This window comes from Desulfosarcina alkanivorans (assembly GCF_009688945.1).
Lineage (GTDB): Bacteria > Desulfobacterota > Desulfobacteria > Desulfobacterales > Desulfosarcinaceae > Desulfosarcina > Desulfosarcina alkanivorans.
Genome location: NZ_AP021874.1, coordinates 965,033 through 986,857 on the forward strand (window position 1 = coordinate 965,033; position 21,825 = coordinate 986,857).

The window sequence follows — 21,825 nt, forward strand, 5'->3', positions numbered from 1 at the left end:
GTCACGGGTTCCCTGCTGTTTCAATATCCGTAAGGGGGGTGTCGGCCGCTGGTACCAGCGACAGTTCAAAATTTTCCATTTTATAGATCGGCAGGCCGTCCACACTCAGCAGGCCGTCGGCCCGGAGGGTCGGCGAGGGCCCGTCGGTGATGCCCGTAATCAGTGCCTGGACGACCACGGTTCGGTTTTTCGGGACGATCTGACCGCGATAGGACCAGCTGTGGCGGCTGCCGGTGGCCATGCGGAACCGGTGGGACGCCGCCAGATGCGGCCAGCGCTGCAAGGCCGCCGTTTTGATCAGCTGCAGAAAGGATTCCAGGCCCAGGCTTCCCGGGCAGACCGGGTCCTGGTAGAAATGGGCCCGGAAGAACCACTCGTCCGGGTCCACCTGCTTGGTGCCGCGAATATACCCCAGGCCGTCGGGCCCGCCGTCCGGAAGGCAGGCCTCGATGCCGTCGACCATCATCAGGGCCTTGGCGGGAAGCTGCAGTCCGTCGACGGTTACGGGCGCGCCGGCCGCCGCATCCGGCGTTCGGGGGGCATCCATGGCCAGGCGGATGGCCCCGCCCGAGCGATTCGCCCAGGCCGCCATGGCCGCGACCATGGGATCGGCCTCCCCCAGGCCCTTTTGCTGATCGAGGGCCGCGGCGGAAAAGAAACCGAAGTAGGTGTCGCCGGTGTAGACCGGAAGATCGCCGGCCAGGACCTGGAAATCGAAGTTTTCGATGATCATGTCCGCCGCCTCGCTGACCTTGGTCAACCGGCAGCGCATGGTCAGGGTGCCGGTGTCGGGCGTTACCTGACGATGCAGGACCGCGCTGCCCCCCAGATTGCGAAATTTCAGGTCGCGATCGCTGCGCAGGGCCGATCCGGCATAGGCCGCCAGCCACCCGCAGGGCTGCAGGGCGATTTCCAGCAGCACGCAAAAAGGCATGACGCCGGAGCGGTCGGCGGCAAAATACCATTCATCGACCGGGATGTCGTATTGGGCGGTCACCCAGCCGCCGGCGGCCAGCACCCACGGTTCCGGTTCCGTGTGCACGACCCGGTCCATGAAGCAGTAGGGCGGGCCCGGCAGGCGGGCGATCCGTCGGTCCGCGTCGAAGATGCGGTAGCGATCCCCGAATGCGTCGGAGGGATTGCCCACGGCAAAGGCCAGGATGGACGCCCGGTCGTAAAGGGGGGCGGCCGGTGGTGCCGGCAGGCGCTCCGGGCTCTGCCAGCGGGCCTCGATCCCGTCGCGGTCGATCCCGGTCATCTGCAGGGACATGTCCTTGAAAAAGACGATGGGGCGGCCGTCGGCGAACATGTGCGCGTCGGCCACGACAAAGGGTTCCGGGCCGTAACCGATCCGGCTGATCTGGATTTCGTAGTGCACGTGGCGGGTGGCTGGTGTGACCGGGCCGCGGCACTTGAGCCGGGCGGCGTTGCCGATCACCGGCTCGTAGCAGACGCCGGGCCGGTCGGTCACCCAGCCCATGCGCTGGAGAAAGACCCGCAGGGTGTGGGCGCAGCACTCGTACATGAGGGTGCCGGGCATGACCATGTCGTCCACGAAATGACAGACCAGGAACCAGTCGTCGGGACGGATGTCCGCTTCGGCCCGGATCAGGCCCAGACCATAGCGGCCGCCCGTCGGGTCAAGATCGAGGATGCGGTGGATCAGGCGCATGCGGCCGCCGGGAAGACGCAGGGACTCGGCCAGCTCCACACCGGCGAAGGCCTCTCCGAAACAGCCGGCCAGGTCACCGCGGCGAAGGGCGTCCACCTGGTCGTCCGAATAGGATTCCCTGGCCATGGACACCGGCGGCTGCCAATTCGGGGGACACGTGCCGGCTGCCGGCTGCCTTTCGGCATCGGTCAGAATGATGCCGCCGGAATTGGCCACCTCGGCCTCGGTAAAAAAGCCGGCGCAGCCGTCGTGCATGGTGATCAGGTGTTCGCTGCCGACGTAGCCTTCGAAGCGGAAGAAAAACATCCAGGTCTCACCCTGGCGCACGAAACGGTCGATGGCGATCTCGTAGCGGATGACATCCCCGGGCCGCGGCAACCCCCGGTGGAAGACCACCACGGCGTCCAGCAGGCGGTAGGCCCGCTCTCCCTTCACCTGGTGATCGATTCCCAGGTACGAACTCAAAAACAGGTCCGCCTGGCCGGCCTCCACGCTGATGCACACCGGTACGCGGTCACCGTCCAGGTACCAGGCGCCGGGACGCACGTCGTGCTCGGTGACCACCCGGCCCGAGCCCATGGAGAGCATCTCCCCCTGAACCGAGACGATGCGGTCCACCAGCATCAGCGGTTCGTCGGGCAGGCGGACCCGCACCCGGTGGGTGTCCACCACGTCAAAGGCCGGCCCCAATACCTGGCCCACGCGACCGACGGCAAAGGCCATGCACATGTCACGGTCATAGGCGGGGGGGGCGGCCGGGGGCGCCGGCACCGGTCCGGGCGGCAGATCGCCCTGCACACGGGCGCCCGCGCCAAGCAGCCGGTTCTGAAGGTCGAAGGTGTCGGCGAAGGCCCCGGTCAGTTCCCGGGACAGCTCGAGAAACCGCTGGTGGGCGTCGGCCGTGAGTTCCATGTTCTCCCGGGCCGTCTCCAGCAAGGCTTCCATGGGCGTCGCCGCCGGTCTATGCGGCGCATGCTCCGGCGACGGCGGCCCCTGATCCGCATCCGGCGCGGCCGGCCGGTCGTCGGTTCGGCCAGGGGCGTCCGGCAAGGATTCAGCCGGAACGGGCCCGGCGGCCGTTTCCGGAAGCGCCGGACAGGGCATATGGCCGCCCACGGACACCTGCACCGCCTCTGCCTCCCGGAGGACCGGTGCGGCGCCGTCCGGCTCGACGTCCGCATACAGTGCGCCCAGGTCCATGGGCACCCGTTCGGCCGCCAGTCGGGCCAGGCATCGCAGCAGCGAGGTGATTTCATCCGCATTGCCCTGATTGGCGGCCACGGCCAGGTGGGGCTGCCCGACCAGGATGCGGTCGATCATGCGGGTGCAGGACCCCCGGGGACCGGCCTCGATGAACACGTCGATGCCATCCCTGTGGGCACGCTTAATCGTCCGCGTGAAGTCGAAACCATCAACCGCCTGTTTTTCTATTGAATCCGCAACTCGATCAGCGGTTGCCGCATAGGGGGCGGCCCAGCTGCAGCTGTACACCGTCAGCCCCGGTCTGGCCGTGGTCGGGAACCGATGCAGGCGGCGGTAGGCCTCGGCCACCGGGCGGGCGGCATCGCAGTGAACGGTCACCACGCCGTCCAGGTAAACCGCCTGGCAGCCCATGGCCGCGATGGCCCGGGCCACCGCCGTCGCCAGCCCGCCGATGACGCATTCGTCGGGCGAATTGACGATCAGCAGGCGCGCCCGGTCAATGTCGGCCAGGACCTTTCTTACCCGGTCGGCCGGTCGGTTGACCACCGCCACCCGCCAGTCCACCGGTTCATGCGCACCCAGCTTCCATGCCCGGCGCAGGGAGCGGCACGGGCCGGCAAGCCCGGTGGTGAACAGGTCGGTCTCCTGCATGCGTGCCAGCATGTCCCCCCGGTCGGCCCACACCCCCTGGGCGAACAGGCCCGCCGATTCCCCCAGGCTGTAGCCGATGACGGCATCCGCACGGATACGAAAGCGATCGAGCACACGGGTCATCAGGTCGCCGAACACCACCTGCCCGAAAATCATGTTCAGGGGATCGTCCTTGAGCCGGGAGACGGCCTCGGCCTCCCATCCCGGTTGCCACGAGTGCCGCCAGGGCATCAGGTGCCAGGGACGGAACTGGGTCTTCAATCGGGTGGTGGCCTCGTCCATGGCGTCCACGACGCCGGGAAATCCCAGGGCCAGTCCGCGGCCCATGCCCAGGTAATGGTTGCCCGATCCCGGGTAGACCATGGCGACCCGGGCGTCAGCGCCCAGGGGGCGGCCGCGGTGATACACCCGCCTGGACAGCGGATCGGCATCGCCGGCGTCGATGGCCCGCCGGGCCTCATCGAGCAATGCAGCGGGATCCTCCCCCGTCTTCAGGATCAGGGCCACGGCCAGGCGATGGGCCGACCGGGGCGGATGGGCGTGCATCCATCCGGCGGCGGCGGCCGCCGCCGGCATGTCGCCAACGGCCCGGGACAGGTAGGGGCCCAGTGCCGACAGGCGATGTGACAATTGTTGTCCATCGTTTCCGGTGACCACGACCAAACCGGCGCGACCGTCGAGGGCCGGCGTGGCCGCCGGACGCCGGGCACCCGACCGGTCACCTTCATGGGCCTGGAGCAGCACATGGCTGCAGGTGCCGTCCATGGTGATCGCGGCGCAGCAGGCCGTGCGGGGGCCCCGGTTCCGGTCCCGATACCAGGGCAGCGCCCGATCCGGCACGTGAAAGCGGTCCGGAAAACCGGAAGGGTCGGCCGGCCGGCGAAAACCGACCAGGGGCGGCAAGGTGCGATGGTGCAGGCACAAGGCGGTTTTGGCCAGGGATGCCAGGCCGTCGGCAGCACCGGTGTACCCGATGACAGGCTTGGTGGATCCCAGGGCGATGCCCCGGGACGGGTCATGGGGGCCGGGTTCGGAAAAATAGCCGCCCAGGGCGTTCAGCTCCATCGCATCCCGATGGGGAATCCCCGCGCCGTGGGCCTCCACGTAGGACACGGAACCGGCGGGAACATCGGTGCGGCGGAAACAGCGGTCCAGGCTGCGGCGGTAGGTCTCCTTGCTCACCCGCCCCCCTGACGGGTCATCCCCACCGGCGCTGCCGATGCCGCGGATCACGGCATAGATCCGGTCCCCGTCTGCGCGGGCACGGTCCAGGGGCTTGAGCACCATGGCCACCGCCCCGTCGCCGGGCAGGGTGCCGTCGGCGTCCCTGTCGAAGGGCCTGACCGCCCGGGTCCGGGAAAAGGGCGCCAGCCGGTCGATGCGCACCACATTGCGCCCTTCTGCGGCCAGGTCGACCGCGCCGACCAGCATGGTGTCCACCGCCTTTTGCTGCAGCAGGTCAACGGCAGCCCTGAGCGCCTTGATCCCCGAAGCGGAATCGCCGGCGACCACGAAACCGGGGCCGCCCAGGCGAAATTCACGGGCCATGCGGCTGGCGACGATGCCTCCCAGGGCCCCCACGACGCGCGGCGGGGTGAGGGGCGGCCCGCACGCGTCCCGCAGGCGCGCCAGCCATCGGTCCATGGCGGCCGTGTCCAGTTCCAGCCCGTGGGTCCGGTTCCAGCGGCGCACCTCGTTGAAAAGCTGCCAGCGCAGGTGGTAGTTGGTGGCTTCGAAATCGAACCCGATACCGACCACCACCCCCATGCGTTCCCGGCTCTCCCGCAGGGGCAGGCCGGCATCGGTCAGGGCACCGGCGCCTACCTTGAGGGCCAGCAGCTGCTGGGGCAAAATGGCGTTGATTTCATTGGGCGGGATCTGAAACTCCCCGATGCCGATGGAAAGGCGGTCGATATACGCCCCGCGGGGATCCAAGCCGTCGAGAAGGTCGATGTAGGCCGCATCCATCCCCTTCCAGCGGCCGGAGGGGCGGGCGGCGATGGCACTTCGACCTTGAAAAACAGCTTTTTCATATGATTTCAAATCGCCCAGCGAGCCCAGGGTCACATCCATGCCCACGACGGCCACCGGACAGGGGGGCGCTTTTACGGACAGCGCATGGCCGGAGACAGGGGGGGCCTGCACGGGCCGACGGGAGGCCTCCTGCAGGGGCCACGCTTCAAACAGGATATGGGCGTTGATGCCGCCAAAGCCGAAGGCGCTGACCGCGGCCCGCCGCGGCCGTCCGGTCGAGCGGGCCTGCCAGGGGGCCGGCCGGGTCTGCACCCGGAATGGACTGTCCGCCAATGGACTGGTTTCAGGGGGATTTTCAAAATTGATGGCCGGGGGCAGGGTCCGGTGCCGCATGGCCAGCAGGGTTTTGATCATGCCCGCCGCACCGGCGGCGGTCAGCAGGTGCCCGATCATGGATTTGACGGAACCGATGGCACAGGTTCCCGCACCTGCAGGGGCTTCCTGCCAGAGTTCTATCAGGCTTTCGATTTCCGTGGTGTCGCCGGCACGGGTGCCGGTGCCGTGGCATTCGATGTGGTCCACATCCCCAGGCTGCCAGCCGGCCGACCGGTAGGCCGCCTGCATGGCGCGGACCTGCCCCCTGCGTTCCGGGGCCAGCAGGTTGCCGCGCATGTCATTGGACAGCCCGATGCCGTGGATCACGCCGTGAACGGCGTCCCCGTGCTCGATGGCGTCGGCCAGGCGCTTCAATACCAGGATGCCCACCCCTTCGCCCACGACCAGGCCGTCCGCCCGACGGTCGAAGGGCGCGCAGCGTCCCGACGGAGACAGGGCCTGGAGCTGGCTGAACCCGGTCTGGGTGTAGAGGCATTCGGGTCGCGACACCCCTCCGGTGACGACCATGTCCGCCCGGTTGCCTGCCAGGGCGTCGCAGGCCAGCTTGACCGCATAGATGGACGACGCACAGGCCGCATCCAGGGTAAAGCTGTCCCCCCCGAACCCCAGTTCGGCGGCCAGGAGCGCCGCCGGCAGGCCGTCCACCCGGCTGGCCAGGGCCGCGATGGGCGACACGGCGGTCGAAGAGGTGCCGCCAGGGGCAAACAGGCGGTCTTCAATGGCCCTGCCCAGGGTCTGCCGGGAAAACGCCGAGGCGCCGTCCGTGGGCAGGGCGATGGCTGCCAGGATGGTGTCGACCCGCCGGGGATCCACCGCTGCGGCGGCACAGCCGCTGACAGCCCGTTTTCCGGCGGTGAGGGTCAGCTGATACAGGGGGTCCAGGCCACGGGTTATCTCCGGGTCCAGTGAGAAGGCATCCGGATCGAAGGAAAAACCGTTGATCAGGCAGGCGTGGCGCGAATAGGGACGATCCGGTGTCAGGCCGGTCCGCAGGCGGTCGGCGGGAGGGGCGATCCAGCGGCTCTCCGGCACCGGTGCCGACTGGTCGATCCCGTTGACGATGTTGTGCCAGAACGCGTCGAGGTTCAGCGCGCCGGGAAAGATCCCGTCCATTCCGACGACGGCGATAAGGGACTGTCTATGCATACCTGCAACATTTGCGATTATGGGTGAAAAGGGCTGTCCTAAGACGCGACAACCATACGATTGACTGCCTTTTTCACTTAGTTGTCAAAACATGCAAACATACAGGCTTGTCGATCATAACGCAAGAATCAGTTGTGTCGGGCCGCCTCGAAAAAGGCCACCGGAGGGCCGGGAATTGCTTTGACAGCAGCATCGGCTGCCGTTATGGTATATTCAAGGAGGTGAACCATGAAAGTCAATTTTCAGCGTATCCTCTGCGCCACCGACCTTTCCACCTATTCCAATTCAGCTGTCATTCAAGCCATCGACATGGCCAGGGAGTTTGGAGCGACCCTTTTCATCTGCCACGTGATCGACCTGCCCCTGGTCACCATGCACGGCGCGGCCTTCGTCTACCCTGAGGAGCAGATCGAGGAGATGAAGACCGGTGCCCTGGATCAGATCAAGGAGCTGGTGGCGGACAGTGCATTGAAATGGGAAGCGGTGGTGGAAACCGGCCCGGTCTCCAGCACCCTGTGCCGTCTGGCCGCCGAAAAACTGGCCGATCTGACCATCGTCTCCACCCACGGACGCACCGGAATCAAACGGCTGTTTCTCGGCTCCGTCACCGAAAGGGTGCTGCGAACCATCGGATGCCCGCTGCTGGTGGTCACGCCGCCCGAAAAAGCGGACATACCGGTGAAACAGTTCAAGGGATTCGGCTTCAAGCAGATCCTGGTGGGGTGCGATTTCTCGGCCGACTCGGGGCGGGCGGTGGAATACGGGTTCAGCCTGGCCCAGGAGTTCGAAGCCGTCATCCACCTGGTGCATGTGGTCGAGCCGTTTGTCTATCGGGATACCATGCTGCCGGATGCCACGAAAACGGAGGCGCTCACCGAGGTGGCCACCGGTTGCCGGCAGCGCCTGGAGGCCCTGGTCCCGGCCGAGGCCCACAACTGGTGCCGGATCGAAATTTCCTGCGAAGCGGGCAAACCCTTTCAGACGCTTAAAACCTACGCCGGGAGCCACGGGGTGGACCTGATCGTACTTGGCGTCAGGGGCCATTCCCTGGTGGAGACCATGCTGCTGGGGTCGACCACTGACCGGGTGATCCGGGGCGTGGCCTGCCCGGTGCTGTCCGTCTGCCCCCCCTGAGCCGGCTGGCTTACGACTGGCTTTTCTTTTTAAGCCATCGATGAACGGGTCCGTTCTGGTTTTGCCGGGCGGAGGATTCCGTCTGCCTGGCGTGGATCAGGGCCAGCATGGCCGCATGTGCGGTTTGTCTCAGTTTTTCATCCCGGATGGCCAGCAGGACCGCTTTTCGCCAATGGATCAGGGCCCCCAGCAGGATCATGATACCCAACCCGCCGATCAGCAGGACATAAAGGGCGCTCTGCAGCGATATGATACTGGCGATGGAAAAAAAGAGAACCGTGGCCGATGCGGCCCAGACGTAAGACCGTATCCGTCCGGCGAGGAAATCGTGGTGGGTGAGGGTCCAGATACAGACCCGGGCGAGGATGAATCGGGGTTTGGGTGGCTTGATTGGTTTCATGGCAGACCTCCTTTGCTTATGTCATCGTTGACGGTCCTCCTTTCTTCAAAGCCTTTTAAACAGCATTTCAAATCGGTAACGATCAAGGCGCCCTCATTTCCGGTCGGACGCTGGGCAGTGTCCGTCCGGAAACAGGCAGATTGGCCATTTATGGATGGGCACTAAGTAAATAATAGAGTCGGGGACACCGGCTGTCAATTCACAAGAGGGCACCGGTCCGTGGGCGATCAACCGGCGATGCCCTGAAATCACAACCGCCTATTTCCGGCCGGCGGGCAATCTGAAGACAAAGGGCAGTCCGATGAAGCCGGCGACGGAAAAAATAACGAAGGCCGCTTTCAGGCCGATCAAATCCCCTGCCATTCCGACGACCACCACCACGGCCGATCGGGAAAGAAACGAAATCATCATGAAGAGCCCATTGGCGGCCGAGGGGCTCGTGACGGCGTTTTCCTGAACCAGGGCCAGCATTACCGGCGTGGTAGACAACAAGGTGAACCCGTTGAGCAGCAAAAGGGCATAGGCGGCCCAGCCATCCACCCAGACGAAACCCAGCAGGGAAACCGGTGCACCGATCAGGCTCATGGCCAGCATCCGGCGCCGGCCGAACCGATCGCTCAGGCTTCCGGCCACCACGACGCCGGCGACCCCGGCGGTTTCAAAAATGGTCAGACCCGCTCCCGCCAGCCAAATATTGCCGGTATTCATGGCGATAAAGGTGGGCAGGAAGGATGCCATGCAGGCGTACATGAAGCCGCTGGTCACCAGAATCCCGGATATGGGTATGAGAATATGGCGCATGCTGCGCCAGGTCTGCATCAACGGAACCGGTGCGGCAGCGGTTTGGGTGAGCGGCATATCCCGGGTGGCCACGAAAAGCAGGCCGGAGCAGACGAAACTGACCCCCATAACCGGGTAAAACCCGTCCAGGCCCATCAGGGCAACGATTCCCACCGCCACCATCGGCCCCACCGCACGGGCCGTCTCCCCGCCGACCATGAAAAAAGACATCCCCAACCCTTTTCGGCTGCCCGACATGCGGGCCACCACCACCGGTGCCGGCACATGAAAGACGGAGGCGCTGATGCCGGCAAACACCATCAGGACCAGCAGCATGGCGTAGGTGGGCGCCACGCCGATCAGGCTCATGGGAACGGCGGTCAGCGCCGGCGCCAGGACCAGAAACCAGCGTACGCTGATGCGGTCGGCCAGTGAACCGATCCACGGATTGATCAGCGCCGGCACCTGCATGGCCGTGGAAAGCAGACCGGCCTGCGTAAGGCTCAGGGACAGTTTTTCGATCAGCAGCGGCAGCAGCGGGGCCAGGAAACCGGAATAGACATCGTGGATGAAATGGCCGACGGAAACGGCGATGACGCCCGGCAAGTTGAACCGGCCGGTCGTTGTCGGTGCCGGTTTGGCGGAGGGGGTGTCGTTCATTGGGCCTTTTGCATCATAGGGTTGACAGGGCCATGCATCGACGCAATCGATCGGCATGGTGACGGGATTGTCCCTTGCGGACCGGAAGCGGGCATGGCATCGCACAGGACCTATACCGGTTTAACGCGTTGCGGTCAACGGGACATCAAGCGGTTGCGATTTACCGGCCGGTGCGGTATTGGATATGGCCTTGCGTCACCACCACACCACTGAAAAGGAGTATGGAACCGTATGAGGGTCATTAAGATCGGCGGCGGATGCCTGAACGGGAATGGCACCATCGAAACCATCATGGCACTTCTGGCCGAGCGTGGAAAGGGCAATGTCATCGTCGTGAGCGCCCTCAAGGGCATAACCGATTTTCTTGTCGAGGGCATGAAATCGGCCCTTTCGGACGAGGCCGCCATCCCGGGCGTCATGTCCCGCTACCGGTCCCGTCACACGGACGTGGCGCGCCACCTGATCGGCAACCGGCAGGCATTGAGCCGGACCGCCAAGGTCCTGTCCCACTCCTTCAGCCAGTTGGAGCGGCTGTTCTACGGCCTCAGTTTCACCCGGGAAAGCACCCCGCGCCTGTACGACACCATCGTCAGTTTTGGCGAGCGAACCTGTGCCCAGCTGCTGGCCGCGGCCATGCAAAGCCGCGGCGTGAATGCAGTGAGCGCCATGCCCCACCGGATCGGATTGGTCACCGACGGCAAATTCGGGGATGCGACCGCCGACCTCAAGGCCAGCGCCGCCAATTTCGACGAACACCTGCGCCCGCTGGCCACAGAAGATGCCGTCGTTTTCATGCCCGGTTTTTACGGGGTGGGCCCCCGGGGCGACATCACCACTTTCGGCCGGGGCGGCAGCGATTACTCGGCGGCCGTGGCGGCCGCGGCACTGGGCGCCGAAGCGCTTGAAATATGGAAAGATGTGGACGGGTTCATGAGTGCGGACCCGCGATTTGTCCCCGAATCCCGGCTGATTCCCGAACTGTCCTACGAAGAAGCGGCCGAACTGGCCTATTTCGGTGCCACGATTCTGCACCCCCGGACCATGGAACCGGTGCGATTGAGAAAAATTCCGGTGACGATCCGCAATACCGTCAACCCGGATGCCGAGGGCACCCGCATCAGGGGCAAAAGCCCCCAGCCCGGCAGCGTGATCAAAAGCGTGGCCTTCGATACCGGCATCGGCCTGCTCAACATCTATGCCTCCGGTGTGGGCGCGCGCATGGGCATCCTGGCCCAGGTGGCCACCGCCATGACCGATGGGGGCATCAATATCCGGTCCGTGGTCACCTCCCAGACCTGCATCAGTCTGCTGCTGTCCCGCGGCGACCTGGACGCGGGGCGCCAGGCCCTCATGTCCCTGCGCCCCCGGCCATTCCGGCGCATCGAAAAGGTGACGGATGTGGCCCTGATCAGTATCGTGGGCGAGGGCCTGTCCCGCAAAAAAGGCATCGCGGCCCAATGCTTTACGGCGGTGGCCGGGTGCAGTGTGAACGTGAATATGATTGCCTTTGGTCCGTCTCGGGCAGCGCTTTACTTCCTGGTGCGCGAAAAGAACCTGAGGCGGGCCGTGGTTTCCATACACAGCACTTTTTTTTCGACGCCCCGCTGCAGTTGAACGGCTGCGCCCGCCGGCCTTCCCGACCGGTTAACCGTCCCCCTGACCGGCTTATGAGCCGTCAAGTCAGGTGAGGACAGCGTTGTTTTTGCCCGGAAAACGGTTATCTTCTTATTGTTGCACGTACCTGTCACCATGTGGTGCGGCGCAATGCAATCTGGGCCTGGCCTGGGCGCCGGACGCAAAAAACGGTCCGGACAGGCCCCCACCCATGAACGTCGACGAGGACGCAACCCGAATGTACCTTGCCCGGTTGCCGGATAAGTCCCGCGGCTGGCGATACATGGTCCGGCAGTCCTATTTCACCGGCCACTGCTATCGGAGCCGGGATCTGCTTGACCTGGGAGATGACCCCTCGCGGTTTATCGTCTATCCGGGGGGAAACGGTTTTTACATCGATACGGCGGTGGAAGAGGCCATTGCCGAGATGGGGGTGGCGGTCTCGCAGGAGGACCTGGAACCGATTTTCATGCCGTTTCTGCCTCCGCACATCCGGCGGGTAATCGACGGATTCGACCGGAAATCGCGCTCGGCGGCGCCTGCCGGCGGCTGCACCCCGGCGGACGACCTGCATCGTTTCGACCGCTACCGGCTCCATTTTTTAAAGCAGGGCCGGGTGGATTCGAGGAGCCTGGGATGCACGCCGGATCGATTCTACGCCAGCCTTCAGCACAAATCGCGGGACGAGATCGAGCACGATTTTATGGCGGCGGAACGAATTCTCGACGCCGGGGAACTGGCCAGCTATACGTACCAGATTTTCGACCTGCAGCAATACTTCACCGAACGGTTTGCGCGCAGCCACCCCGAGGGCCTCGATCAGGACCGCCTGGACCGCTGTTTCATGGACGCCCTGTGCCGCCTCAACGGCGATGAATCGTTCTGGAAGGGCAGCGACGCGGAATCCGGCCTCAGGGAACACCTGGTGCGCTACGCGGTCATGTTTTTCGACCATCCCTTTCCCTCCCGCGATCCCTTTCACGATTTTTTGCGCGATTTCATGAACCGGCATCGTATTCATCGGCCGCCTGAGAGTGTTCAGGTCAGCCTGGCTGAATCCGCCCGGCTGCTGGGGGTCAGCGTGGATGTGCTCAAGAAAATGGGTTGCCGGGCCCTGACGCGGCAGTACCGCAAACTGGCCCTGAGGCATCATCCCGACAAGGGGGGAGACCCGGAAACATTCGTCCGCCTCAGCGCGGCATATGACAAATTATTGAAAGCCAAACAAAAGAGGCGCCGGTAAGCCCACCGGCGCCTCCGGGGTGACAGGGATCCAGACGGGTCAGGGTTGCGGGGGTGCCGGAGGAGGGGTGATGCTGATTTTCTCCTCGTATGTGGACAGCAGAAACAGGGTCGCCAGGGGTTGGGTAAACAGCACGCCGATAAATACCGTTCCGCCGATCATGGTAATGGCCATGAAGATCACCACCACCACCACATGGTCGACCAGGTCTCCCCGCCGCCCCATGGCATAGCTTTCCTTTACGGCATCGACAATCCCCATGTTCCTGTCGGTCATCAGCGGCATCATGTAGATACAGCAGAAGGTGACGGCCACGACGATGAAAATGCCGGGCAGAAACAGCAGCATGAAGCCGATGGAGGTGGCCACGAATACCGCGAAACCAAATCCCAGCAAGGGCAGAAACAGGTTCATGTGGGCGAACAGGTCCTGAACCCTGGGCTCACGGCCGTTGCGCACGAGTTGCAGCAGGCTCTGGGTATAACCGGCCAGGGTAACCGGTGCCAGAATTCCCAGGGTTAAGGAACTCACGGCCACCATGACCAGGGTCATGAGAATCAGTGAGACGACGTTGCCGAGGGTCAGATTCCAGGCAGTTTCGATGTGGCGCTTAAAATCCATGGGCTCTCCTGAATGGGTAAAGGTTAACCTTACAGTTAATTAAAACAATCTTAACCATAAATAATAATTAGAAAAACGTAATTTTTGAATTGCAATTTTCCGGCTGGAAAGGCTGGTGGGATATACCGGTTTTGCACGGGTGTTGTCAACCATCAACAGGGGCCGCCCCCGGCGTGGGCCGGCGGGGCGGTGCCTGCCCCCCCCTATCGGTCCAGACGGCCGTCCAGTATGCGCCTCATCGCTTCCCGTTCGGCTTTTGCCCGGGCCAGTCTGCGCTTCAGCGGGTCCCGTTGGGCAGGCAGGGCGCCTGACAATTCCTTTTCCAGGCGATCCACCTCCTGCTGGCGACGGTACAGATCCCTGGCAATGAGTCGTAAGGACATGGCGCGCGTCCCTTTTCCATTGCGGTTGAACCGGGTTTGAAGGCAACCCTGTCACCTCTTGTCATCGGAAAAAGACAGGGTTTTGAGTACGGCAAACGGGTTGGCTTCGTCCCGGGAGGGGCAACGGCAGGGTGCCTGGTTGAGATTGGCGCCGCATTGGCTGCACAACCCCTCGCAGGTGTCACGGCAGACCGGTTTGAAGGGCAGGGCCATGATGACCTGCTGGGCAACCTCATCGGCAAGATCGACGCTGTCCCCGCTGTAGCCGATCACGTCCATCTCATCGGCCGACAGTTCGATGTCCTCCCCCGCACCGGTATCGTTCATGGATGGCTGCTGCGGTGCGGCTGTGGCGGAGAAATCGGCCGACAGGGGCAGGTCGAACCGCTCGAGGCAGCGACTGCACGGCATGCGCACCGCGGTGGTGACGGTACCGTCGATCCGGATGGTTTCACCGGCCAGCATCGCGTGAAGGCGCAGCCGGACCGGCCGGGTAAAACGGATATCCCCCTCGCTGGAAACGGCATGAAGCAGGGGAAGCAGGGCTGCCTCCACCGTTTCATCCATATCCAGTCCCCGTTCAGTGATACTGCCGATCGGAATCCGCAACATATTTTAAGACAACACGGTTAAAGCAGGTTGACGGGACGTCCCCGGCAGCGCTCCAACGCATGAAACGGCCAGGGACGTGTTTCTGTCTTCGACGATTACAACTTTTTCGCATTGGCTGCAAGATAATCGGCAACCCCCTGGGTGTCGGGGGTCATGCCGTCGTCACCCCGGTTCCAGCCGGCGGGGCAGACCTCACCGTTTTCTTCGGTGAACTGGAGGGCGTCGACCATGCGCAGCATTTCGTCCACATTCCGGCCCAGCGGCAGGTTGTTGACCACCTGGTGCTGTACCATGCCATCCCGGTCAACGAGAAAGGACGCTCTCATGGCCACGCCGACATCGGGGTGTTCGATACCATAGGCGCGGGTAATTTCGTGCTTCACGTCGGCCACCATGGGAAACCGGACCGCTCCGATACCGCCTTCGTCCACCGCCGTGGTCCGCCAGGCGAAATGGGTGAACTGGGAATCGATGGACACCCCCACCACCTCAACGCCTCGTTTTTTAAACGCCTCCATGCGCCGGTCATGGGCCAGGATTTCGGTTGGGCAGACAAAGGTAAAATCCAGGGGCCAGAAAAAAAGGACCGCATACCGACCTTTGAGGTCGGAAAATTTGAACGCCTCGACAATTTCACCGCTGGGCAATACCGCCGGGGCGGTAAAATCCGGGGCGGGCTTTCCTACAAGAACACTCATTGTTGATCTCCTTTTCGTGTAACCCGATGAGATTCATCGGTGGCGTGTTGAACTGGAACTATTCAGATAATGATTCCATATGCCTGCATGTCAAGCCGATCAACACCGGGTTCGCGTCCATCCGGAAACCGGCGGACGGGTACTCAAGGAGGGGCCATCCCGGGCGGGGCAGGCCGGAGGATAGCGCCTACGGCGGGGGCTCCCGTCGGATTCTGCCTTCTATCCGGTCGGTTATCACCTTTTGATGCCCGATGGTGTCCACCACTAACTCCCGCAGCGTCAGGCCGGTCCGGACTGCCGGCCGGTCCCGGAAAACCATGTATCCGTCTCCGCCGGCGTACAGGAAATCGGTGATGGCCACGCGATAGGTGGCCTCGGGATCAAGCGGACGGCGGTCGGGTGACAGCATGATGCGCTGCGCCCGGCCATCGGCAATCGTGAAGTGGACGCCGGAAACATGGAGAAACCCACCGTCTTCTTCCAGTCGCCGCCCCCGGGCAGACCGGTCGAGGGCCGCCTGCAGAGCCTTGCCGGGCAGGTCGATGGTGACCAGCTCGTTGGCGTAGGGCATGGCCCTGTACACGTCGGCTACGGTGATGTCACCCCTGTCGATGCTGGCCCTCAGGCTGCCGGCGTTGACCAGGGCGACCTGGGCACCGGTATGACGGCGCATGACGTCGGTGACGAAATTGCCCAGGTTGGTTTCTTCCCAGCGAATCCGCTCCCGTTCTCCGTCAAGAAAGACCGCCGCCCGGCCGATGATCCGGTTGAACCGCGCATCCATCCGGCCGGCGTAGTGATCGACGATCGCCGCGACCTCCCTGTCTGCAGGAATGTCGGCGGTCACGGGGATATAGCTGGATCGGATCAACCGGGCCTGGCCGGTGTCCGTATCCACCTGAAAGTCCAGGCGGCCGAGATAGCGCCCTTTTTCAAACGCCTGGAATATCGGAACGTTTCCTGACCTCTGGTGGGGCGACAGCAGGATCTGGTCGTGCCCGCCGATGATGGCGGCCAGCCGGGGCATGGCCCCGGCCGTGTGTCGATCGGTCTGGTGTCGGCAGTGGGAAAGCAGGATAACCGGTTCTCCGGGTGACAGCCGTCCGAGCGCATCGACGGCCGACCGGGTGGGGTCCAGTACGGCCAGACCGGCGATATTGCCGGGACTCGTGCTGGTGGTCAGGTCGCGGGTGGTGACACCGATCACCGCCAGGCGGACCCCCTGGGAAATGGGAATCCAGACATGAGGCCGTGCCAGCAGCCGGCCGGTTTCCCGGTAAACGATGTTGGCGCTGAGGAAGGGAAAGGACGCCTGTTCCTGCAATCGCAGGAAATTGTCCAGTCCGAAGTCGAATTCATGATTGCCGATGACGGCGGCGTCCACACCCATGCGGTTGAAACAGGCAAGGTCCGCTTCGCCTTTGAAGGTCGTGGACATGGGGGTGCCCTGGAGGATGTCCCCGGCGATGAGCAAAATCGTTTTGGCGCCGGCCTGTGCATTTTCCGCCCGGATGGTGTTGACCAGTGTTGCCAGACGGGCGATCCCGCCGACTTCGGTTTTTCCCCGGTCGGTGTTCACGGAAAACGGACGCAGATGTCCGTGAAGGTCATTAAAAAAAAGCACGGTAAACGCCGGGGGCGCCGCTTCATGAACAACGGGGAGGGCGGTGCAGGAAACGAGGGTCAGTATGAGCAGGGCGGCGGCGGCACGCACTGACGGTTTCATGGATGGTTCCCCTGATGTGGTGTGGCGGCTGTCAGCAGGTGGGCAGGCCGGTTGCGTCCGGTTCGGCGATGAGGGTGGGGGCCGGGCAAGGGTCTGATTTGAAACAGGTCAACTGCCATTTGTCCTGCCGGGGATCGTGACGAATGATATACATGCCCCTGTCGTCGCCGATAACCTTGAAATAACGGTGATCCGGCGCCAGCCAACGGTCCTGAACCGCGACAACCGCGATGCGGCGTTCTCCCATCGTCAGTTGCCGCGGCGTCTCTTCGCCACGGTAGCCGGCATGGCAATCGACCCGGATTTCCATCTATCTGCCGGGAACGATGATGCGGGAGTCGTCGCGTTGTTTTTTCTGCTGTTCCTCCTCCTGCATCTTCCTGATCTGCTGAACCATCTGAGCCATTTCCTGCTCCATGGCTTTAGGGAAGGCCTCGATGGCTTCGCCCAGGTTGTTGGCCGCCAGCTTGGCCTGCAGGGGAAGCGGTCCCTGGGGGGTCATGATTTGTGTGTGGCCGTAAAATACTGGCGCCCGGCCGGGATCGTCCTTCCCGTCCGCCCCCACCGGTATCATTCGCCGAATGGATGCCACCTTGAGATCGGTGATCGCGTCCTCTCTGTAAAGATTGTCAGTATCTACCTTAAAATCAAATTGTTCGTTCTGCGCCATGAATGTTCTCCATTAATTGGGGTAAATTTACTTCGGGCAAACAGCGGGACAACCGTATCTGATTTTCAAGCGGGTGTCACGGTGTTTATCAAAACATTCGCTGCGGTTGAAGTTTCAGCCCCCCCGTCCTATATTGAGTCTCGGTATGCAAATCGAAACAGACACATCGCCCCCCGGCGGAAACAACCTGAAAACCCGAATGACCGCCATTTGCGTCTCGCTGCTGGTTTCGGTGGCGTTGATGGCCGCCAAGTTTTACACCTTTCACCTGACCCAGTCCTCGGCGGTGCTGTCCGACGCCCTCGAGTCCATCATCAATGTGGTGGCGGCCGCCTTTGCCGTCGTGAGCATCTGGATGGCCGCCCAGCCGCCGGATGCCGACCATCCCTACGGGCACGGGAAAATCGAGTATTTTTCCGCCGGCTTTGAGGGGGCGCTGATCATTTTTGCCGCCATCGGGATATTCAAAACCGGGATATCGCACCTGCTCACGCCCACGCCCCTTGCCAACCTGAATGCGGGCCTGGCCATTCTTGCAGGCGCGGCCGTGATCAACCTGATGCTTGGCGTCGGGCTGGTTCGGGTGGGAAAAAGGGTTCAGTCCCTGACCCTGGTCGCCGATGGCAGGCACGTGCTCACCGACGTGTACACGTCCGGGGGGGTGGTTCTCGGCCTGCTGCTGGTTCAATGGACCGGCTGGCTCTGGCTGGATGGCGGCATTGCCTGTCTGGTGGGCATCCATATTCTGCTGACCGGGACCCGGCTGGTCCGCCAGAGTTTTTCCGGACTGATGGACGCATCCGATCCGGAACTGCTGGACACGATTTCCAGGCTGCTGGAAACCCACCGCCAGCCCTTCTGGATCGATGTGCACCAACTGAGGGCATGGCGCAGCGGCAGCTTTGTCCACATTGATCTTCACCTGGTGCTTCCGAGGGACTGTCTGCTGGACGCCGCCCATGGCGAAGCCAAGGCCCTGGAACAGCTTTTGATCCGCCACTTCGAAGGCAATGCCGGGGTGTTGGTGCACATGGACCCCTGCGACGACGCCGAATGCCCGGCATGCCGCCAGCATCGATGCGATCTGCGAACCCGGGAGCCGGTCGCGGCGCCTGCGTGGAACCGGCAAACGCTTACCGCGAACAAATCCGGCCGACCGGTCAAAGGATGACGGCCGCGGGTCAGGCACCCGCATCCATCGGCGGTGGCGGTTCCAGCGGCAGGGTAAAATAAAAGGTGGCCCCTTTTCCCGGAGCGCTTTTCACCTCCAGTTCACCGTGGTGGTACTGGATGATCTGGCGTGTGATCGAAAGCCCCAGCCCGGTCCCGGGCGGGCGGCCGCGGGCTGGATCCACAACCTGCAGAAATTTATCGAATATCTGGATCTGGTCAGCCTCGCTGATGCCGATTCCGTTATCCGTAACGGAAACAATCAGTCGGTCGTCGCCGTATTCCAGCCGGATATCGATTTCTCCCCGTTCCGGGTCACAGAATTTAACGGCATTGGAAATCAGGTTCACCATGGCCTGAATCAGCTGGTCACGATCTCCCTGGATGGGGTGCGACGTCTCCGGCAGATGGACCTGCATTCGGATCTGCCGGTCATCGACCAGCTGGCCCGTTGCGCTGACCGCCTCCTGGACCACATCCTTCAGATCCAACCGGTTAATATTCCACGGCGTTCGTCCCGATTCCAGTTTCTGAAAGTCGAGCACCTGGGTGATCAATCGGGTCAGCCGCCGGGTTTCTCGGATGATGATGCCCGAAAATTCCCGCTGGCGATCCGGGGACGTGTCCGGATAATCATGCAGGATTTCCGCCAGGGAACGGATGGCCGTCAACGGGGTCCGCAGTTCGTGGGAGACCGTTGAAATAAAATCGTCCTTCATCCGATCCAGTTCCTGGAGCCGCTGGTTGGCCGCCCGCAGTTCCGCCGTGGCCCGTTCCAGTTCATGGCTGTATACGATGGCCTGGCGGGTTTCATCCAGAATGCCCATCACCTCTTCGATTCCAAGCGGCTCCTCCTTGACCATGGACGCGACCATTACCCGGGCAGATGCCGACCCGATGGCCCCGGCCAGCATTTTCTCAATATGGTTGACCAGACCGGGGTCCCGGGTGAGGGACTGATCCCAGTCGATGCCATAGTCCATGGCGTAATTGTCCAGGGCCGCCTCGGTCCGTTCCTTCCCCAGAAACCGTTCGAGCATGGAGACCAGGTCCGGCAGGTAGGCGGTGCCCCGCCAGACGGAAGAATCATGAACCCGTCCCATGTATCGGTATACATCCACAAACATGGCCGCCTGGGTATGCTCCCTGGCCGAAGGCCGGCTGAACAGGGAGCCGGCCAGGTAACACCCCACGTTGGCCAGCATGCTCCAGAACACGGCATGGGTGATGCGGTCGAACACGTCCAGGCCGAACAGTTCGAAGGGTTTGAGAAAAGCGATGCCCAGCGGCCCGTACTCCAGAAAATCCTGGGGCATCAGCCCCGCACCGGCCAGGGAGGGGAGGAACAGGGTATAAAACCAGACCAGAAAGCCGGCCACCAGTCCCAGCAGGGCACCGGTGCGGGTGCCGCCCTTCCAGAAGATGCCGATGAGCAGGGCCGGGGCAAACTGGGCGACGGCGGCGAAAGAGACCAGGCCGATGGAAACCAGCGTGTAGTATTCTCCGGCAAAGTGGAAATAGGTATAGCCCAGAAGCAGCACCAGGATAATGCTCAATCGCCGGATGGTCAGCAGAATGCTGCTCAAGTCCTCCCGCTGGGCCAGTTTGAGCGACGGCATGTGGAGCAGAACGGGCATGACCAGATCGTTGCAGATCATGGTGGAAAGGGCCACGGTTTCCACGATGACCATTCCCGTCGCCGCCGACATCCCGCCGATGAACACAAGCAGGGTCAGGTATACCTGATGGTGGGCCATGGGCAGGGTCAGAACGAACATGTCTGCGTCATGCCCGCCGATGCCGAAGGTTAACATGCCGGCGAAGGCCACCGGCAGCACGAAAATGTTAATGGCCACCAGGTATAGCGGGAAAAGCCAGATGGCTTTGTTCAGGTGGGCTTCGTTGACATTTTCCACGACCATGACCTGGAACTGGCGCGGAAGGAAGACAATCGCCATCATGGAGAGGAAAATGTGGGCCAGCCAGCTGGAAAAGGCACCGGCGTCCGTGGGCAGGGTCATCAGCAGCCGAAGCGCCGGGGAGGCCAGGGCTTTTTGGCCAAGGTCGCCAAATCCGTTGAACATGAAAAAGGTCACAAAGGTCCCCACGGCCAGAAACGCCACCAGTTTGACAATCGATTCCAGGGCAATGGCCGCAACCAGCCCTTCATGGCGCTCGGTGGCCTCGAGATTCCGCGTGCCGAACAGCGTGGCGAATACCGCCAGAAAGAGGGCCACGTAGAAGGTGGTGTCGCTCCAGATCGAGAAACCGCCGGAATAGGACAACGGTTTTATCGATGGATATTGATGAATCATGATGAAGCTGGTGGATATGGCCTTCAGCTGCAGGGAAATATAGGGAATGATCCCCAGCACGGCGATCACCGTGACCACGCCGGCCAGCGTCATGCTTTTTCCGTAGCGTGATCCGATAAAGTCGGCGATGGAGGTAATGCGGTGGATTTTGGAAATGCGGACGATTTTTTTCAATACCAGCCACCCCAGCGTGGCCATCAGGGTGGGCCCCAGGTAGATGGTCAAAAAGGCCGGTCCCGCCGAGGCGGCTCGCCCCACGCTGCCGTAGAAGGTCCACGCGGTGCAATAGACGGCCAGCGAGAGGGCGTAAATATATGGGTTGCTGATGATGCTCCGACCGATATCGGCCCGCTTGTCACCATAATAGGCAATGCCGAACAGGACCCCGATGTAACAGAGGGACACAAAGATGACGGTTTCCGTTTCCAGCATGCAGATCCCTTTTACCAGCGATGGTCCGGAAGCTGAGTGTCCGGTTTGGCCTGGCTGATGATCAGTGTCAGAAAGATGATGGTTGACCAGGCGGCAAACAGGTATAGATAAAGCACGGGAAAACCAAGGAGTATGTCAGGCCGGTTGAACAGGGAGAGCAGGGGAAAATTGAACAGCAGCATGCCCAGCAAAAACAGCCCCACCAGACGCCTGCCGTTGATGTTTTCACGGGTCATGGCACAGTTCCTTTCGACCGAGGGGCCGCTCAATGGGAAACGTGGTTCGGGGAATGGCTTGCGTTTACCGGTAACGGTGAGGATCCATC

General features: G+C 62.7%; 16 protein-coding genes. 4 read left to right on the plus strand and 12 right to left on the minus strand.

Features of this window, described 5'->3' with window-relative positions; translation table 11 throughout:
- Position 1: 1 nt before the first annotated feature.
- Positions 2 to 7,042 (minus strand): beta-ketoacyl synthase N-terminal-like domain-containing protein, encoded by a 7,041-nt coding sequence (locus tag DSCA_RS04320; protein WP_155315256.1) that lies wholly within the window; start codon positions 7,040 to 7,042, stop codon positions 2 to 4.
- 228 nt (positions 7,043 to 7,270) lie between these two features.
- Between DSCA_RS04320 and DSCA_RS04325 the strand changes: the two genes are divergently transcribed.
- Positions 7,271 to 8,176 carry a universal stress protein gene (locus DSCA_RS04325; RefSeq protein ID WP_155315257.1) on the plus strand — a complete coding sequence of 302 codons (906 nt, stop codon included), beginning with the start codon at positions 7,271 to 7,273 and terminating at the stop codon, positions 8,174 to 8,176.
- A 10-nt stretch (positions 8,177 to 8,186) separates the two neighbouring features.
- Here DSCA_RS04325 and DSCA_RS04330 read toward each other — a convergent pair whose 3' ends face one another.
- On the minus strand, positions 8,187 to 8,576 hold the full coding sequence (locus DSCA_RS04330; protein ID WP_155315258.1) for a hypothetical protein: 390 nt from the start codon (positions 8,574 to 8,576) through the stop codon (positions 8,187 to 8,189).
- 258 nt (positions 8,577 to 8,834) lie between these two features.
- Entirely contained in the window at positions 8,835 to 10,016 is a 1,182-nt protein-coding gene (locus DSCA_RS04335; RefSeq protein ID WP_155315259.1) for an MFS transporter, read from the minus strand.
- Between the two features lie 231 nt (positions 10,017 to 10,247).
- Here DSCA_RS04335 and DSCA_RS04340 point away from each other — a divergent pair, with 231 nt between their 5' ends.
- Positions 10,248 to 11,630 carry an aspartate kinase gene (locus DSCA_RS04340; RefSeq protein ID WP_155315260.1) on the plus strand — a complete coding sequence of 461 codons (1,383 nt, stop codon included), beginning with the start codon at positions 10,248 to 10,250 and terminating at the stop codon, positions 11,628 to 11,630.
- Between the two features lie 211 nt (positions 11,631 to 11,841).
- On the plus strand, positions 11,842 to 12,873 hold the full coding sequence (locus DSCA_RS04345; protein WP_155315261.1) for a DnaJ domain-containing protein: 1,032 nt from the start codon (positions 11,842 to 11,844) through the stop codon (positions 12,871 to 12,873).
- 39 nt (positions 12,874 to 12,912) lie between these two features.
- Here DSCA_RS04345 and DSCA_RS04350 read toward each other — a convergent pair whose 3' ends face one another.
- The 7 genes from DSCA_RS04350 to DSCA_RS04380 all read right to left on the minus strand — a co-directional run bounded on the left by DSCA_RS04350 (position 12,913) and on the right by DSCA_RS04380 (position 17,583).
- Positions 12,913 to 13,494, minus strand: coding sequence for a hypothetical protein (locus DSCA_RS04350; RefSeq protein WP_155315262.1), 582 nt, complete (start codon positions 13,492 to 13,494; stop codon positions 12,913 to 12,915).
- A 203-nt stretch (positions 13,495 to 13,697) separates the two neighbouring features.
- Entirely contained in the window at positions 13,698 to 13,877 is a 180-nt protein-coding gene (locus tag DSCA_RS04355; protein ID WP_155315263.1) for a hypothetical protein, read from the minus strand.
- A gap of 51 nt (positions 13,878 to 13,928) precedes the next feature.
- Positions 13,929 to 14,444, minus strand: coding sequence for a YceD family protein (locus tag DSCA_RS04360; RefSeq protein ID WP_167527598.1), 516 nt, complete (start codon positions 14,442 to 14,444; stop codon positions 13,929 to 13,931).
- A 140-nt stretch (positions 14,445 to 14,584) separates the two neighbouring features.
- Positions 14,585 to 15,187: a peroxiredoxin gene (locus DSCA_RS04365; RefSeq protein ID WP_155315265.1), complete on the minus strand. Its 603-nt coding sequence runs from the start codon at positions 15,185 to 15,187 to the stop codon at positions 14,585 to 14,587.
- Between the two features lie 187 nt (positions 15,188 to 15,374).
- Positions 15,375 to 16,913: a bifunctional metallophosphatase/5'-nucleotidase gene (locus DSCA_RS04370; RefSeq protein ID WP_155315266.1), complete on the minus strand. Its 1,539-nt coding sequence runs from the start codon at positions 16,911 to 16,913 to the stop codon at positions 15,375 to 15,377.
- A gap of 31 nt (positions 16,914 to 16,944) precedes the next feature.
- Positions 16,945 to 17,223 carry a hypothetical protein gene (locus DSCA_RS04375; protein ID WP_155315267.1) on the minus strand — a complete coding sequence of 93 codons (279 nt, stop codon included), beginning with the start codon at positions 17,221 to 17,223 and terminating at the stop codon, positions 16,945 to 16,947.
- Positions 17,224 to 17,583, minus strand: a complete 360-nt coding sequence (locus tag DSCA_RS04380; protein ID WP_155315268.1) for a cytoplasmic protein — start codon at positions 17,581 to 17,583, stop codon at positions 17,224 to 17,226.
- Between the two features lie 145 nt (positions 17,584 to 17,728).
- Between DSCA_RS04380 and DSCA_RS04385 the strand changes: the two genes are divergently transcribed.
- Entirely contained in the window at positions 17,729 to 18,754 is a 1,026-nt protein-coding gene (locus tag DSCA_RS04385; RefSeq protein ID WP_197904739.1) for a cation diffusion facilitator family transporter, read from the plus strand.
- Positions 18,755 to 18,764: 10 nt separating this feature from the next.
- On the opposite strand, the gene DSCA_RS04390 is transcribed toward DSCA_RS04385, so the two are convergent.
- The gene (locus DSCA_RS04390; protein ID WP_155315269.1) at positions 18,765 to 21,500 is read right to left on the minus strand and encodes a sensor histidine kinase; all 2,736 of its coding nucleotides are present in this window, start codon (positions 21,498 to 21,500) and stop codon (positions 18,765 to 18,767) included.
- Positions 21,501 to 21,511: 11 nt separating this feature from the next.
- A complete protein-coding gene (locus tag DSCA_RS04395) occupies positions 21,512 to 21,736 on the minus strand; it encodes a hypothetical protein (RefSeq protein ID WP_155315270.1) in 225 nt (74 codons plus the stop codon).
- Positions 21,737 to 21,825 lie beyond the last annotated feature (89 nt).

Excerpts from the sequence above, each read along its gene's own strand:
- DSCA_RS04325 (WP_155315257.1), top strand. The coding sequence starts at position 7,271 with ATGAAAGTCAATTTTCAGCGTATCCTCTGCGCCACCGACCTTTCCACC.
- DSCA_RS04360 (WP_167527598.1), bottom strand. The coding sequence starts at position 14,444 with ATGGATGAAACGGTGGAGGCAGCCCTGCTTCCCCTGCTTCATGCCGTT.
- DSCA_RS04395 (WP_155315270.1), bottom strand. The coding sequence starts at position 21,736 with ATGACCCGTGAAAACATCAACGGCAGGCGTCTGGTGGGGCTGTTTTTG.
- DSCA_RS04375 (WP_155315267.1), bottom strand. The coding sequence starts at position 17,223 with ATGGAAATCCGGGTCGATTGCCATGCCGGCTACCGTGGCGAAGAGACG.
- DSCA_RS04320 (WP_155315256.1), bottom strand. The coding sequence starts at position 7,042 with ATGCATAGACAGTCCCTTATCGCCGTCGTCGGAATGGACGGGATCTTT.
- DSCA_RS04390 (WP_155315269.1), bottom strand. The coding sequence starts at position 21,500 with ATGCTGGAAACGGAAACCGTCATCTTTGTGTCCCTCTGTTACATCGGG.
- DSCA_RS04340 (WP_155315260.1), top strand. The coding sequence starts at position 10,248 with ATGAGGGTCATTAAGATCGGCGGCGGATGCCTGAACGGGAATGGCACC.
- DSCA_RS04380 (WP_155315268.1), bottom strand. The coding sequence starts at position 17,583 with ATGGCGCAGAACGAACAATTTGATTTTAAGGTAGATACTGACAATCTT.
- DSCA_RS04355 (WP_155315263.1), bottom strand. The coding sequence starts at position 13,877 with ATGTCCTTACGACTCATTGCCAGGGATCTGTACCGTCGCCAGCAGGAG.
- DSCA_RS04345 (WP_155315261.1), top strand. The coding sequence starts at position 11,842 with ATGAACGTCGACGAGGACGCAACCCGAATGTACCTTGCCCGGTTGCCG.
- DSCA_RS04385 (WP_197904739.1), top strand. The coding sequence starts at position 17,729 with ATGCAAATCGAAACAGACACATCGCCCCCCGGCGGAAACAACCTGAAA.
- DSCA_RS04370 (WP_155315266.1), bottom strand. The coding sequence starts at position 16,913 with ATGAAACCGTCAGTGCGTGCCGCCGCCGCCCTGCTCATACTGACCCTC.
- DSCA_RS04350 (WP_155315262.1), bottom strand. The coding sequence starts at position 13,494 with ATGGATTTTAAGCGCCACATCGAAACTGCCTGGAATCTGACCCTCGGC.
- DSCA_RS04335 (WP_155315259.1), bottom strand. The coding sequence starts at position 10,016 with ATGAACGACACCCCCTCCGCCAAACCGGCACCGACAACGACCGGCCGG.
- DSCA_RS04365 (WP_155315265.1), bottom strand. The coding sequence starts at position 15,187 with ATGAGTGTTCTTGTAGGAAAGCCCGCCCCGGATTTTACCGCCCCGGCG.
- DSCA_RS04330 (WP_155315258.1), bottom strand. The coding sequence starts at position 8,576 with ATGAAACCAATCAAGCCACCCAAACCCCGATTCATCCTCGCCCGGGTC.